At 67.5% G+C, this 14,633-nt stretch carries 14 protein-coding genes; 4 read left to right on the forward strand and 10 right to left on the reverse strand.

Annotation, left to right across the window (positions count from 1 at the left end):
• Positions 1-3: 3 nt before the first annotated feature.
• The 4 genes from ABE473_RS03010 to ABE473_RS03025 form a co-directional block, all read right to left on the reverse strand.
• Positions 4-567 carry an ECF-type sigma factor gene (locus tag ABE473_RS03010; RefSeq protein WP_176990299.1) on the reverse strand — a complete coding sequence of 188 codons (564 nt, stop codon included), beginning with the start codon at positions 565-567 and terminating at the stop codon, positions 4-6.
• A gap of 65 nt (positions 568-632) precedes the next feature.
• Entirely contained in the window at positions 633-1,445 is an 813-nt protein-coding gene (mutM, locus tag ABE473_RS03015; RefSeq protein WP_346488445.1) for a bifunctional DNA-formamidopyrimidine glycosylase/DNA-(apurinic or apyrimidinic site) lyase, read from the reverse strand.
• A gap of 73 nt (positions 1,446-1,518) precedes the next feature.
• Positions 1,519-1,896: a hypothetical protein gene (locus ABE473_RS03020; protein WP_346488446.1), complete on the reverse strand. Its 378-nt coding sequence runs from the start codon at positions 1,894-1,896 to the stop codon at positions 1,519-1,521.
• A 3-nt stretch (positions 1,897-1,899) separates the two neighbouring features.
• Positions 1,900-3,102 (reverse strand): fatty acid desaturase, encoded by a 1,203-nt coding sequence (locus ABE473_RS03025; protein WP_176990302.1) that lies wholly within the window; start codon positions 3,100-3,102, stop codon positions 1,900-1,902.
• 150 nt (positions 3,103-3,252) lie between these two features.
• Between ABE473_RS03025 and ABE473_RS03030 the strand changes: the two genes are divergently transcribed.
• Both ABE473_RS03030 and ABE473_RS03035 read left to right on the forward strand, forming a co-directional pair.
• Positions 3,253-4,083 (forward strand): ATP-binding cassette domain-containing protein, encoded by an 831-nt coding sequence (locus tag ABE473_RS03030; RefSeq protein WP_346488447.1) that lies wholly within the window; start codon positions 3,253-3,255, stop codon positions 4,081-4,083.
• Positions 4,084-4,192: 109 nt separating this feature from the next.
• A complete protein-coding gene (locus tag ABE473_RS03035; protein ID WP_346488449.1) occupies positions 4,193-5,041 on the forward strand; it encodes a phosphatase PAP2 family protein in 849 nt (282 codons plus the stop codon).
• Between the two features lie 257 nt (positions 5,042-5,298).
• On the opposite strand, the gene ABE473_RS03040 is transcribed toward ABE473_RS03035, so the two are convergent.
• Positions 5,299-7,566: a TonB-dependent receptor gene (locus tag ABE473_RS03040; protein ID WP_346488450.1), complete on the reverse strand. Its 2,268-nt coding sequence runs from the start codon at positions 7,564-7,566 to the stop codon at positions 5,299-5,301.
• 161 nt (positions 7,567-7,727) lie between these two features.
• Here ABE473_RS03040 and ABE473_RS03045 point away from each other — a divergent pair, with 161 nt between their 5' ends.
• Positions 7,728-8,726 (forward strand): patatin-like phospholipase family protein, encoded by a 999-nt coding sequence (locus ABE473_RS03045; protein ID WP_346488521.1) that lies wholly within the window; start codon positions 7,728-7,730, stop codon positions 8,724-8,726.
• 107 nt (positions 8,727-8,833) lie between these two features.
• Here the strand turns inward: ABE473_RS03045 and ABE473_RS03050 are convergent, their stop codons facing one another.
• Positions 8,834-9,316 carry an Lrp/AsnC family transcriptional regulator gene (locus ABE473_RS03050; RefSeq protein ID WP_123730980.1) on the reverse strand — a complete coding sequence of 161 codons (483 nt, stop codon included), beginning with the start codon at positions 9,314-9,316 and terminating at the stop codon, positions 8,834-8,836.
• Positions 9,317-9,443: 127 nt separating this feature from the next.
• Here ABE473_RS03050 and phhA point away from each other — a divergent pair, with 127 nt between their 5' ends.
• Positions 9,444-10,340 (forward strand): phenylalanine 4-monooxygenase, encoded by an 897-nt coding sequence (gene phhA, locus ABE473_RS03055; RefSeq protein WP_346488522.1) that lies wholly within the window; start codon positions 9,444-9,446, stop codon positions 10,338-10,340.
• Between the two features lie 31 nt (positions 10,341-10,371).
• On the opposite strand, the gene ABE473_RS03060 is transcribed toward phhA, so the two are convergent.
• From ABE473_RS03060 to kduI, 4 genes are all read right to left on the reverse strand, one after another.
• The gene (locus tag ABE473_RS03060; RefSeq protein WP_346488451.1) at positions 10,372-11,574 is read right to left on the reverse strand and encodes a Fic/DOC family N-terminal domain-containing protein; all 1,203 of its coding nucleotides are present in this window, start codon (positions 11,572-11,574) and stop codon (positions 10,372-10,374) included.
• Positions 11,575-11,704: 130 nt separating this feature from the next.
• Complete coding sequence (locus ABE473_RS03065) at positions 11,705-12,808, reverse strand: GDSL-type esterase/lipase family protein (RefSeq protein ID WP_346488452.1); 1,104 nt, start codon at positions 12,806-12,808, stop codon at positions 11,705-11,707.
• 101 nt (positions 12,809-12,909) lie between these two features.
• Positions 12,910-13,665: a 2-dehydro-3-deoxy-D-gluconate 5-dehydrogenase KduD gene (gene kduD / locus ABE473_RS03070; RefSeq protein ID WP_128095343.1), complete on the reverse strand. Its 756-nt coding sequence runs from the start codon at positions 13,663-13,665 to the stop codon at positions 12,910-12,912.
• Positions 13,666-13,731: 66 nt separating this feature from the next.
• Positions 13,732-14,580 carry a 5-dehydro-4-deoxy-D-glucuronate isomerase gene (gene kduI, locus ABE473_RS03075; RefSeq protein WP_179460622.1) on the reverse strand — a complete coding sequence of 283 codons (849 nt, stop codon included), beginning with the start codon at positions 14,578-14,580 and terminating at the stop codon, positions 13,732-13,734.
• Between the last annotated feature and the right edge of the window lie 53 nt (positions 14,581-14,633).

The raw sequence follows: 14,633 nt of genomic DNA on the forward strand, positions 1-14,633 counted from the left end.
TGTTCAGGACTCCCCGACCGAGGCCAGCAGGAACATGCGCGCCTTCTGCCAGTCGCGGCGGATGCTGCGCTCCGAGCGCTGGCACAGATCGGCGATCTCCTGTTCGGAGAGGCCGGCGAAGTAACGCAGTTCCACTACCTTGGCCAGGTGCGCATCCACGGCATGCAGCTGTGCCAGCGCGACATCCAGGGCGAGCAGGTCTTCATCCAGGCGCACGCCGCTGCTGCTGTTCTCGGGCAGTTCCACCCGTTTGAGATCGCCGCCGCGCTTGCGGGCCAGCCGGTTGCGTGCGTAATCGACGACCACGCTGCGCATCGCCGAGGCCGCATAGGCAAAGAAGTGCGCACGATCCTCGAAGCGCGCCGCTCCCCGGGAGCCGAGCAGCTTCAGGTAGGACTCGTGCACCAGCGAGGTGGCATCCAGGGTGCGTCCCTGCTGCCCCGCCAGCTGCCGGCGGGCCATGCTGTGCAGTTCGTGGTAGAGCAGGGTCAGCACCCGGTCGAGCGCGGCGCGGTCGCCCGCCCGGGCCGAATCCAGCCACACGGTGATATCCGGTCCCTCGTCCATCGCACACCCCCGCCGGTGATGTTGGGCGGACTATACCGCCGGGGGAGCGACAGCCGCGCGACGATTCAGCGCTGGCAGTGCCCGCACCAGACGCTGGCACGCTGGCCGATGGTGGCGTGGCGGAGCAGCCGGCCGCACTGGCGGCAGGGCTCGCCTTCACGCCCGTAGACCAGCAGTTCCTGCTCGAAGTAGCCCGGCGCCCCGTCCGGATTGATGAAATCGCGCAGGGTGGTGCCGCCGCGGGTGATGGCGTGGGTCAGGATCTGCTTCACCGCGTCGGCCAGGCGCTGGTAGCGCTCGCGCGAGATCCGCCCGGCCTCGCGCAGCGGGTTGATCCCGGCCATGAACAGGCTCTCGGCGGCATAGATGTTGCCGACGCCGACCACGATGGCCTGGTCCATCAGGAAGGTCTTCACCGAGGCGCTGCGGCCACGGCTGCGGGCGAACAGATAGTCGCCGTCGAACGCCTCATCCAGCGGCTCCGGGCCGAGTCCGGCCAGCAGCGGATGGGTCTCCCCGGCGGGCTGCCAGAGCAGGCTGCCGAACCGCCGCGGGTCGTTGAAGCGCAGCAGCCGGCCGTTGTCCAGGCTGATGTCCACGTGGTCGTGCGCCCGCACCGGGGTATCGCCGGGCAGCACCCGCAGGCTGCCGGACATGCCCAGGTGCAGCACGGCGCTGCCCACGGCGGTATCCAGCAGCAGGTATTTGGCGCGGCGGCGCACGCCCTCGATGGCCTGGCCGGGAAGCTGCTCGCTGACCTCCGGCGGGATCGGCCAGCGCAGATCCGGGCGACGCAGGATCACGCCGTGGACGCGACGGCCTTCCAGATGCGGCGCAAGGCCGCGGCGGGTGGTTTCTACTTCGGGGAGCTCGGGCATGGCGCAATTCTAAGGCGTCCCCCGATGAACCGCGGTAGAGCGGCGCGCTGCCCCGCTACGGTCCGAGCGAGGCTCAGCGCGGCGGTGCCGCCAGTTCGCGCGCACTCAGATAGCCATCGCCATTGGCATCCTGTTTGTGGAACCGCTGGACCAGCGTCTGCCGCTGCTGCTCGCGCGTGATCGGCGGGCCCTTGCCACCGGGCAGCTCATCGGCGCCGAGCACGCCATCGCCGTTGCGGTCCATGCGATCGAAGGCGTACAGCAGCCACTGCACGTACTCCTCCACACTGACCCGGCCATCGCCGTCGGTGTCCATGCGCTGCAGGTAACTGCCGGTATCGGTGACCTGCGCATGGGCCGTCGCGCCGAGCAGGCCAACGGCCAGGCCCAGACACGCAGAACGCCGCACAAGGCGGCGTTTCGCGGATACGTTCCCGGGCGGGAGGCGCATCGATCAGTGTGCCGTCAGTGCGTAGCCCTTCAGGCGCGCGGCGTAGTTCTGCAGCGCGGCGATGCCACTGGCTTCGGCTTCATGACACCACGCCTGGAGCAGCTTGAGGCGCTCGGCGGCGTCGTTGCCGCGCGCTTCAAGCAGGGCGGCCAGGCGGGCGCGGTGTTCAACCAGCACGCGGATGCGCGGGCGCTGCTCGACCCAGGTGCTGAGCTGGGCGCGGCAATCCGGCTTGAGCCAGCGGCCGTCGTTGACCAGGCCACGGCGCATGCGACGCGGCAGCAGCTTGCGCAGCTTGGCACCGGCCATCGCGGCCTCTTCGCGCAGGGCCGGCACGAACACGTTGCGCTGGTAGTCGGTCATCGCCTGGAAGCGATGCGACAGCAGGGCCTTGAGGGTTTCAGCATCCGGCACGGCAATGTTCGGACGCACGTCCATGCTCGGCGCCACGCGCAGCACCTTGGCCAGGCGCAGGGCCTGCAGGCCACGGATCACCGCCCAGCCGATATCGAACTCCCAGCGACGCATCGAGAAGCGCGCCGAGCTCGGGAAGGCGTGGTGGTTGTTGTGCAGTTCTTCACCGCCCACCCAGAACGCCCACGGCGTCAGGTTGGTGGAGGTGTCGGCCGATTCGAAGTTGCGGTAGCCCCACCAGTGGCCCAGGCCATTGATGACGCCGGCGGCCCAGAACGGGATCCACGCCATCTGGATCGCCCAGAGGGCCACGCCGGGCAGGCCGAACAGCACGCTGTTGATGACCAGCAGCGCGACCGGGCCGAGATTGGCGTGCGGGGTGTACAGGTGGCGCTCGATCCAGTCGTCCGGGGCACCACGGCCGTACTGCTCGATGTCCGCGCGCATCGCGCGGGCCTCGCGGTACAGCTCCACGCCGCGCCAGAAGACCATGCCGATGCCCTTGGTCACCGGGCTGTGCGGGTCTTCATCGGTCTCCACCTTGGCGTGGTGCTTGCGATGGATCGCCACCCACTCCTTGGTGATCATCGAGGTGGTCAGCCAGGTCCAGAAGCGGAAGAAGTGCGCGATGACCGGGTGGAAATCCACGCCCCGGTGCGCCTGGCTGCGGTGCAGATACAGGGTCACGGCGAAGATGGTCAGCTGGGTGAACACCAGCAGCACCAGGCCCATGCCCCACCAGCCGAGGCCGACGACACCGCCGGTCAGGAAGTTGAGGAGCGTATCGAACATCGCAGGACTCCGGGCCGCAGTCGGCCGTCAAGGAAACAGGGCTACCTTCGGACATGATGGGGCCTGACGTTGCAAACTTCATCCCTCTGATGCCATTTTTGCGCAGTCATTCAGTTCTTCCCTTACCTTCGTGAGCATGCCCCCGCATTCATGACAGTCGCAGCCTCGCCGGTGGTGCCGGCCTCCCCCGTCCCCCTGATCGAGCTCGACCGCGCCTGTGTCATCCGCGGCCAGGTCCGGGTCCTGCACGATCTCAGCCTGCGCATCGAACAGGGCCAGCACACCGCCCTGCTCGGCCCCAACGGCTGCGGCAAGTCGTCCTTCATCAAGCTGATCACCCGCGAGCTCTACCCGCTGGCGCATGGCGATGGCACGGTGGCGGTGCGCGTGCTCGGCCAGAACCGCTGGCAGGTCGACCGGCTGCGCTCGCAGCTCGGCATCGTCACCGGCGATCTGAGCAGCAACCTCTCCGACATGCCCGGGCTGACCGTGGAAGAAGCGGTGCTGACCGGCTTCTTCGCCAGCTTCGTGGTGCCGGCCTTCCGTGAAGTGAGCGCGGAGATGCGCGACCGCGCGCGCGAAACCCTGGCCATGACCGGTGCCCTGCCCCTGCTGCAGCGCGGCTATGCCGAGCTGTCTGCCGGGGAAACCCGGCGCGTGCTGATCGCCCGCGCGCTGGTCAACCGGCCGCAGGCCCTGCTGCTGGATGAGCCCTCCACCGGGCTGGACCTGATCGCCCGCGAGCAGCTGATCGCCACCATGCGTGACCTCGCCCGCCAGGGCATCACCCTGGTGCTGGTGACCCACCACATCGAGGAGATCATTCCCGAGATCGAACGGGTGGTGATGCTGCGCGGCGGCAAAATCCTCGCCGATGGTGCGCGTGCCGAGCTGCTGCGCGATGCGCCGTTGTCCGCGCTGTTCGGCGGCCCGATCCGGGTGGTGGAACAGGCCGGCCGGTTGAGTGCGTTCGCGGGCTAAGCGCTGCCCGAGGGCGCGCCATGCCGGATCTGGCCGGATGACGAACGGCCGCTGTCGTTGAAGGATGAAGCTGCGATCATGCCGCTCCCCTCTTCTTCGAGACCTGCCGATGTCCTCGTCCCTGCGCTCCGCTGCCGTTCGCCCGATGCTGGCGACCGCCCTGCTCGCCGCCCTCGCCGGCTGCTCGTCGACGGCGGCGCCGCGCACTACGGCGGTGGAAGCCTCGGTCACCACCAAGGCCGTCGGCTACCTGCAGGGCGCTGCCGTGCCGGCGAGCCTGGCGCTGGTACCGGCGCCGCCGGCCGCCGGCTCGGCCGGCTTCGCGCTGGACGAACAGGTCAGCCGTGAAGCCCGTGCCCTGCGCGGCAGCCCGCGCTTCGAGCAGGCACACCGCGACGCCGAACTCGCCTTCCCGGCCGGTGCCAACCAGTTCTCGTGCGCGATCGATGTCGATGTGGACGCGGTGAAGACGCCGGCCCTGTACCGCCTGCTGGAACGCAGCCGGATCGATGCCAGCGCGGCCACCCGCACCGCGAAGAAGCACTACCAGCGCGCGCGGCCGTTCATGGTCAATGGTGAGCCCACCTGCTCGCCGGAAGACGAGCAGGACCTGCGCGGCAACGGTTCGTATCCCTCCGGCCACACCTCGATCGGCTGGGCGTGGGCGCTGATCCTCTCGGAGATCGCGCCGGACCGCGCCGATGCGATCCAGGCACGCGGCCGCAACTACGGTGAGAGCCGCCTGGTCTGCAACGTGCATTGGCAGAGCGACATTCTGGAAGGCCGTTTCATGGGCGCGGCTGCCGTGGCACGCCTGCATGACAACCCCGCGTTCAACAGCGACCTGCTGGCGGCGCGCAAGGAGATCGCCGCGGCGCGCAGGGCGGGGCTGCATTCGGCACGGGATTGTGCGGCCGAGGAAGCGGTGTTGAAGGTGCGGCCGGCGAGCGCGTTGTAAGGCCGCAGGGAGAGGTAGTGCCGGGGGCGGGGCCGGGCGGCGGCAAGGTTGGGGGGGCCCCGCGGGGGCCGCCTCTGGGGCGGCGCCCCGGGGGTCCGCGGCCCGGCGCCCGCCACTACCGATACAACGGTCGACGGTCGGCGGTCGGCGATCGGCGCGACGATGGCGGCACACACAAAAACGGCGCGGATTTCTCCGCGCCGTTTCTGTTTCAACAGCGTGCCCACCCACGGTGGGCACCTACCGCATGACATGCATCAGAACTTCGCGGTGAACTCCAGGCCGAACGTGCGCGGTTCGTTGAGGAAGCCGGTCAGGTTGTTGAAGTCGATCGCGCCGACCACGCGCACCTGGTCGGTCAGGTTGCGGCCGTACACGGCGACGTCGTACTGGCCGTAATCCCAGTTGTAGCCCAGGCGCAGTCCACCTTCCAGCGAGGAGCGGCTGCGGAACTCCGGCGACTCGTATAGGAAGAAGTTCACTTCGCTGCGGTAGGCCCAGTCGGTGTAGACGTAGAACTCGCTGGCATCGTTGACCGGGAAGCCGGCGCGCAACGTCAGGTTGTGGATCCACTTCGGCGCCTGCGGCAGCGGATTGCCGTTGACCAGCGCGTAGGTGCCGCCATCGATGACCGTGGTCGGGTCGGTGATGGTGCAGCCGCCGCCACAGATCGCCACCGCCAGATCCTTGTCCTTGATCTCGGTGTCGTTGTAGCTGCTGCCCAGGGTCAGCAGGACGTGGTCGGTCAGGTAGGCTTCGAAGTCGAGCTCGGCGCCCTGGCCGATGGTCTTGTCGGCGTTGAGCAGGGTCGCGGTGTTGTTGGTGCCACCCACGGCGATCAGCTGCTGGCCGTCGACGTTGTAGCGGAACACGTTGAAGCCCAGGCGGGCGCGGCGGTCGAACAGGTCGGCCTTGATGCCGGCCTCGTACGAGATCACCTTCTCCGAATCGGCCTGCGAGACGCCACCGAAGGCCAGGCGGCCCTGGATCGACGGTGCGCGGAAGCCCTTGGCCACGCGGGCGTACGCGTTGAGGTTGTCGGTGATCTGGTAGACGCCGCTCAGGTCCCAGCTGACGTCGTTGACGTCGGTCTTGGCGATGTACGGGCCGCTGACCGGGGTGCCGAACGGCACGGCCTGCAGCACGCTGGCGCTGAAGTCCTTCTTGTCCTGCGTGTAGCGCACGCCACCGCGCAGCTTGAAGCGCTCGGTCACGTCGACATCGCCGGAGGCGAACGCGGCCCACGCCTTGTTGCGCTGCTGCTGCACGGCGTGACCGGTCTGCGGATTGCCCGGGGTCAGCGAGTCGTAGTTGAAGCTGTCGATGGTGACGTCTTCATCGAAGTAGAAGACGCCGGCCTGCCAGTCGAAGCGGCCCCACTCATTGGATTCCACGCGGAATTCCTGGGTCCACTGGCGGTGGTGCGGCAGGCCATCGGCCGATTCGGAGGCGAACGGGATGTTGCCCGGGCCGTAGTTGCCGGCGCCGAGGAAGCTGGCACCGTAACCGCCGTCGATGTCGCCATGGTTCAGCGATTCGGCGGTCTCGTAGCCGGTGATCGAGTGCAGCGTCACGCGGCCCAGGTCCCACTTCAGGCGCGCGCTGCCGCCCCAGGTTTCCAGGTCGGAGAAGTTCTGGCCATCGGTGGAGACTTCATCGCGGTCGAAGTTCTCGACCAGCTGGTTGGTACCCGGCTTGAGGATGTTGGCGCGGAACAGGCGCGCGGTGCCGTTGAGCTTGCGCTTGTGCAGGTTGAACAGCGCTTCGACGTCGTCGCCTTCGTACAGGAACTGCACGCGGGCGGCGGCTTCGTCATAGCCTTCGAAGCCCTGCGCCGGTGCGCCCTGGCGGGTGTTGGTGACCCAGTCGTCGCGGCGCTGGTACAGCGCAGAGACGCGGGCCGACCAGCGGTCGGTCAGCGGGCCGCCGTAGGCGCCCTGCGTATTCCAGGTGTTGTAGCTGCCGTAGGCGACCTTGATGTACCCGTCGGCATCCTGCGAGGGACGCGCCGAATCGAACTTCACCACGCCGGCCGGGGTGTTGCGGCCGAACAGCGTGCCCTGCGGGCCACGCAGCACTTCCACGCCGGCCAGGTCGAACAGCGGGAAGCCCTTCAGCAGCGGGCTTTCCTGCACCACGTCGTCATACACCAGCGACACCGGCTGCGAGGCATTGAGGTCGAAATCGGTGTTGCCCAGGCCGCGGATGTAGAAACGCGGGAAGGCACGGCCGTAGGACGATTCGATGTTCAGGCTGGGCACACGCGCCGACAGGAAGCGGATGTCATCGCCGGCCGAACCGAGCACGTCGAGCTTTTCACCCTGGATCGCCGAGATCGAGACCGGCACATCCTTGGCGTTTTCGACGCGGCGTTGCGCCGTGACCTGCAGCGTATCGAGGGCGACCGGATCCTTGGTGGCGGGGGCGTCCTGGGCTGCGGCCGTCAATGGCAGCAGGGCGGCAAGCGCGACAACGAGCGGGTGCACGGACGGGAAACGGCCGTGGGCAGTGCGGTTCGGGAACATGGCGTTTAGGCTGTGTTGGGAGGGGTGGTGGACCGGCGCTACCAGACAATTGTTGCAGTACAACAACAGCGCCGCAAACAACCGCTATTCATTACCCCTGCCGGCCTGCCACCGCTTCGGTATGCTGGCGGCCCTCGATGCCCATTCACGTTGCCACGCCGATGACTTCACTGCGCCGTACCCGCCTGACGCTGTCCGTTGCCCTGCTCGGCCTGCTGGCCGGTTGCGGCGGTGATCCCGTGCGCCCGACCCCGCCGCCGGCGGCCGTTCCGGTGACGCCGGCCAAGCCGGTCAAGATCGGCATCGCGCTGGGCGGCGGCGCGGCCAAGGGCTTCGCCCACATCGGCGTGATCAAGATGCTGGAGGCCAACGGCTTCGAGCCGGTGGTGGTGTCCGGCACCAGCGCCGGCAGCGTGGTCGGCGCGCTGTATGCCAGCGGCATGGACGCGTTCCAGATGCAGTCCAGGGCGGTGGCCCTGGATGAAGCCAGCATCCGCGACGTGCGCCTGTTCTCCGGCGGCCTGGTGCAGGGCCAGAAGCTGCAGGACTACGTCAATGCGCAGGTCGACAACCGCCCCGCCGAAAAGCTGAGCAAGCCCTTCGCCGCGGTCGCCACCCAGCTGGAAACCGGCGAACGCACGGTGTTCGTGCGCGGCAACGTCGGCCAGGCGGTGCGTGCCTCCAGCAGCATCCCGGGCGTGTTCGAACCGGTGAAGATCGGCAAATACAACTACATCGACGGCGGCGTGGTCAGCCCGGTGCCGGTGGATGCGGCGCGCCAGCTCGGCGCGGACTTCGTGATCGCCGTGGACATCTCCAGCAAGGCCAGCGGCAAGGCGCCGACCGGCATGCTCGGGATCGTCAACCAGTCGATCTCGATCATGGGCCAGCGCCTGGGCGAGCAGGAGCTGGCACGCGCGGACGTGATCATCCGGCCCAAGGTGCTCGACATCGGCGCCGCCGATTTCGGCCAGCGCAACAACGCGATCCTGGAAGGTGAGAAGGCCGCGATGGCGGCGATGCCGCAGATCCGCGCCAAGGTCCAGCAGCTGCAGAAGGCGCGTGCTGCCGCGCTGGCCCCGCCGCCGCCCAAGCCGAAGTGCGATGAGCCTTCGCGCGTGGGCCGGCTGATGGGGCGCAAGGAAAAGTGCGAGGGCTGAAGCCCCGCCACCGGTAGAGCCGACCGTTGGTCGGCTGCTCCTGGCTCTGGTCTCCACGAAGCCGACCAACGGTCGGCTCTACCGTGCGATCGGGAGGGCGATCCGCGTCATTCCAGCTGCGACAACGGCAGCGCGCGGAAGTCCTTCACGGTGCGCAGCACGAAGCTGGAATTGACGTCGGCCACGCCGGCGGCATTGAGCAGCTTGTCGAGCAGGAAGCTGGAGAAGTGCTCCAGGTCGCGCACATAGATGTGCAGCAGGTAGTCCATGTCGCCGGTGAGCGCATGGCAGGCCACCACCTCATCCCAGATCAGCACGCTGTCGGCGAACACGCCGATGGCGTGCTGGTCGTGCTTCTCGAGCTGCACCCGGACGAAGGCCTGCAGGCCGAGGCCGATCTGGCGCGGCTCCAGGCGCGCGCCATACCCGGCGATGACGCCCTCGCTCTCCAGCCGCTGGACGCGCCGCAGGCAGGCGGACGGGGACAGGTTCACCCGAGCGGCGAGCTCGGCGTTGGTCGCGCGGCCGTGTTGCTGGATTTCCGCCAGCAAGCGCAGATCCGTGCGGTCGAACTGGGCAATTCCGGTCATTGCTGCCCCGCAACATGAGGTGGACGCAATGATCTTGCGCCAGAAGGCCATATCCGCGCAACTTTGCAAACCTCTTGCGCGCGCCCTGCCCTAGCATCGACAGATGACTTCCCAGGAGACCACCACGATGGAAACCGCCACCGCCCCCCGCCGCGTCGAACACCAGCAGACCGACAAGGGATACGTGCCGGTCTATACCACCGCCATCGTGGAACAGCCCTGGGACAGCTACACCGCCGACGACCACGCCACCTGGAGCACGCTGTACCAGCGCCAGCGCGCGCTGCTGGAAGGGCGTGCCAGCAAGGAATTCCTGCACGCGCAGGACGAGATGGGGATGAGCGCGCACATGATCCCGCGCTTCGACCAGCTCAACGAAGTGCTGGGCGCCGCCACCGGCTGGACCCTGGTCGGAGTGGAAGGCCTGCTGCCGGAGCTGGATTTCTTCGACCACCTGGCCAACCGCCGCTTCCCGGTGACGTGGTGGATCCGCCGCCCGGACCAGATCGACTACATCGCCGAGCCGGACATGTTCCATGACCTGTTCGGTCACGTGCCGCTGCTCATGAACCCGGTGTTCGCCGACTACATGGCCGCCTACGGCCGCGGCGGCGTCAAGGCGCATGCGATCGGTCCGGAAGCGCTGCAGCACCTGACCCGCCTGTACTGGTACACGGTGGAGTTCGGCCTGATCAACACCGACGAGGGCCTGCGCATCTACGGCGCCGGCATCGTGTCATCGAAGGGCGAATCGCTGTACTCGCTGGAGTCGGCGGCGCCGAACCGGATCGGCTTCGATCTGGAGCGGATCATGCGCACCCGCTACCGGATCGACACCTTCCAGAAGACCTACTTCGTCATCGACAGCTTCGAGCAGTTGATGGAGGCGACCGCGCCGGACTTCACCCCGATCTATGCGGCGCTGGAGGCCAGGGAGCATCTGCCGGCCGGTGAGGTGCAGGACGGTGACCGTGTGTTCCAGAAGGGCACGGGGGAAGGCTGGGAAGACGGCGGCGATGTCTGATCGGTAGAGCCGACCGTTGGTCGGCTGCTTTTCAGCGCGGACGTTGCTGGGGCGGCAGCGGGAGCTGATTGAGTCGGTTGAGGACGGCCCGTGCGTAGTAGGTCCGTCCCCATTTCCGCTCGTTGCCTGTCGCCAGAATGCCCTCTTTCTCCAGCGCATAGATGCCGGTGAGCGCCGAGCGGTTGGATACCCCCAGCAGCGAGGCAACCTGCGAGGCGGTTACCACCGGGTGGCCGACGAGCAGCGCGGGGAGTCGGCGCGCGACGGCGTCTGCACGATAGCCGCTCACCTGTCCGGACCAGTCGGCCACGAGCTGCTGCATGTCCTCGGCGATGGCGATGGCATCGTTCGCCGACTCCACCACCGCCTTTGACACCATGTCCATCCACGGCGCCCAGTTGCCCTTGGCCTGCACCTGGTTGAGTGCATCGTAGTAGGCATCCTTGCTGCGCAACAACGCACCGGAGAGGTACAACGGTGGGTATCCCTCGGCCGCAAGAATGAGCGGCATCAGCAGCCGCCCAGTGCGCCCGTTACCGTCTTTGTAGGGATGGATCGTTTCGAACTGGGCGTGCGCGATGGCGATCTGCGCAAGGATGTTCAGCTCGAACTGTTCATCCTCCGCCGGCTGGTACTGCAGCATCTGCCCTTCCAGTTCCTGCATCGCATCGCCGATCCGGGCCGGCGGCGAAGGCACGAAGCGGGCATCTTCAGCACGTCCGCCCAACGGACCGATCACCGCCTGCTCCTGGCGATACCTGCCCTTCGGGAAATCGTCCTGCATGTCCTGCATCAGCACGGCGTGCAGATGGTTCACCAGCCCAAGATTGATGGCGGACCTGCCTCCTTCCCGGACCGCCTCCAGGCCGTCCTGCAGCGCCTGCACATAGCGCTCGGTGACAACAACGTCGGGCGGCAGGCCGTCCAGGCCAAGCGTCGCCTCATACACCAGCAGTTCGTCCAGATCGGTGCGGGTGCCTTCAATCTGCGAGCTCTGCACGGCTTCGCGCCGCGCCAGCGTGCGCGTCACCAGATCGGGGGACGACCACTGCCGCATCGCCTGATCCAGCCGTGCCAGCGCCGCGTTGGCGCTGATCAACAGCTCTCGGCTCCCCGAGTGGCCTGGCGGCAGCCTGCGCGGTGTAGGCGGGGCGGTCATGGCCAGCAGATGCGGCCGGCCTTCGACCGGCACCAGGTACTGCCGCAAGTGAACCGCGATGTCTTCCCGACGCATGGGGAGCCTCCTGGACGCCTAAGCTTCAAAAGCACTGTACGCTTTTGAAGTTTAGATATCTATCCTTCAAACCTTGAAAGCGCTTCTGAAGGTTAAGGGCCTCCAGGGCTGGGCTCAGTCCGGCCGCCTCCTAACGCGGATACGCCAACAGCACCACCAGATCCTGCTCCCCCACCTGCTGCAGCGCATGTGAGCTGCCCACCCGCGTCAGCAGCGCATCCCCCGCCGCCACGTCGTACTGCTTCCCATCCAGCACGTAGCTGCCCTGCCCGCTGACGATGTAGTAGATCTCGTGCTTGTGCTGGGGATGCAGGCCGATCCCCGCGCCCTTGTGCAACACACGCTTGCGAAGAACGAACGGGATATCCATGTCCTCGGCGAAGAACGGATACGCCGTGGTCGGCCCCGCCCCACCATGCGGACCCGGCTGGGTCACCGCGATGTCGCGTTCGTGCACGACACGCGAGGGCATCGCGGCATCGCCGCCCTGCCCTGCACTGCGTACCTCGCAGTCGATGTCGCGCTTCAGCGCAGGCTTCATCGCCGGCTGCAACGCCACCCAGTCGCGCATCACCAGGCACGCCACCGCCGTCGCACCGGCCACGCTGAAGTGCGTGCCGTCGGCCTTGTTCTGCTCGGGCACGAACAGGAAGTACGGCTTGGCGCCCTGCTCGCCCAGCGCGCGGATCCAGCGCGTGGAACTGTCGTTGAGATCGATCAGCGCGACCTGCTCGCGGGTCGCCAGCTGCTTCACCGCCTGGGTGTACACGCCATGCGTATCCAGCAGCGACCCGAAGTCGTACAGCAACCGCGCCACCGGGGTGATCAGCACCGGCGTGGCGCCCTTGTCGCGGGCCAGCTGCACGTAGCGCATCAGGAACTGCGGGTAGGCAACGGCAGGATCGGTGTAGCGCGTGGGGTCTTCGAACTTGGCGTCGTTGTGGCCGAACTGGATCAGCAGCACGTCACCGCGCTGGAGCTCGGCGGCGATCGCGTCCAGGCGTTTCTCATCGATGAAGCTGCGGGTGCTGCGGCCGCCCTTGGCGTGGTTGCGGACCTCCCACACAGCGGGATCGAGATAGCTCTGCAGGGCCTGGCCCCAGCCGGCCTGTGGCGCGCGCTCCGGGCCGTACCCGGCGGCGGTGGAATCCCCGGCAATGAAGATGCGGTGCGGGGCGCATAGCGCGTTAGGGGCCGCAAGCAGCAGCGACAGGGACAGCAGCAAACGCAGCATGGTCATGCTCCTGGGTGGAGAGCTGCCGGCCAGCGGCCGGCACTACCGGAGGCCACGATCTGCAGCGCAGATCGTGGGAGCGCCAGCGCGTAGCGATGGTGTTACCGAGCGAGCCAACCACCATCAACCGGCAGCACCGCGCCGTTGACGTAGTCCGAGGCGCTGGAGGCCAGGAACACGGCGGTGCCACCGAGGTCTTCCGGGGTGCCCCAGCGTGCGGCCGGGATGCGGTCGAGGATGGACTTGTTGCGGTCCTCATCGGCGCGCAGCGCGGCGGTGTTGTCGGTGGCCATGTAGCCCGGGGCGATCGCGTTGACGTTGATGCCCTTGCTGGCCCATTCGTTGGCGAGCAGCCGGGTGATGCCGGCGATGCCGCTCTTGCTGGCCGTGTACGACGGCACGCGGATACCGCCCTGGAAGGACAGCATCGAGGCGATGTTGATGATCTTGCCGCGGCCCTGGGCGATGAAATGCCTGCCGGCGGCCTGCGAGATGAAGAACGCGGACTTGATGTTGACGTTCATCACGTCGTCCCAGTCCTGCTCGCTGAAGTCCACGGCATCGGCACGGCGGATCAGGCCGGCGTTGTTGACCAGGATGTCCAGGCCGCCCAGGCCTTCGATGGTTTCGCGGATGACGCGCTCGACCGGCTCGATGCTGATCAGGTTCGCTTCGATCGCCAGGCAGCGGCGGCCCAGCGCGGTGATGGCCGCGATGGTTTCGGTGGGCGGCTGGATGCCGGCCACGGCGACATCGGCACCGGCCTGCGCCAATGCGACCGCGATGCCCTGGCCCAGGCCGGTGTTGCCACCGGTGACGAGGGCGACCTTCCCTTCCAGACTGAACGGATTAGCCATTGCGTATGTAGTCCTTGTCCAATGCGTAACAGACGCCGCCGGCGCGATGCCGGCGGCGCGTCGGGGTCACTTGAGCTGGCAGATGTCCAGCACGTGCATGTCGGTGTAATCCAGGTTCTCGCCGCCCATCGCCCAGATGAAGGCGTAGTTGCTGGTGCCGGCGCCCATGTGGATGGACCACGGCGGCGACACGACGGCTTCGTTGTTCTGGATGACGATGTGGCGCTGCGCGTCCGGCTCGCCCATGAAGTGGTACACGCGGTCGTTCTGGCCCAGGTCGAAGTAGAAATAGACTTCGCTGCGGCGGTCGTGCAGATGCGGCGGCATGGTGTTCCAGACGCTGCCCGGCTTGAGCACGGTCAGGCCCAGCAGCAGCTGCGAGGACTGGCAGGTGGCCGGCACGATGTACTGGTAGATGGTGCGCTCGTTGCTGGTTTCCAGCGCGCCACGGTCCAGGGCCACGGCGTCCTTGATCGACAGCGCCTTGGTCTCGAAGCGCGCGTGCGCCGGGGTCGAGGCCAGGTAGAACTGCGCCGGGGTGGCGGCGTCATCGGATGCGAACACAACGTCTTCGCTGCCCATGGCCACGTACAGACCATCCTTCGGCCCGAGCTTGAACACGGTGCCATCGACCGTGACGGTGCCGCTGCCGGCGCCGACGTTGATCACGCCCAGCTCGCGGCGCTCGAGGAAGGCATGCCCTGCGGCCGAGGCCGGTTCGGTCTGCCTGGGCAGCGAGACCGGGCCGTTGACCGGGGCCGCACCGCCGAGCACGAAGCGCTCGTAGTGGGTGTACTTCAGGGTCACCGCATCGGCGTTGAACAGACCATCGAGCAGATACAGATCGCGCAGGTCGTCATTGCTGGCGCCCTTGATGGCGTCGGGATGGGTGGCGTAATGGGTCTTGCAGTACATGGCGTCTCCAGAGCAGGGGTGGGGCGATGCGTCGGCCCCGGCACGATTTCAGG

This window comes from Stenotrophomonas sp. TWI700 (assembly GCF_039673645.1).
Lineage (GTDB): Bacteria > Pseudomonadota > Gammaproteobacteria > Xanthomonadales > Xanthomonadaceae > Stenotrophomonas > Stenotrophomonas maltophilia_AA.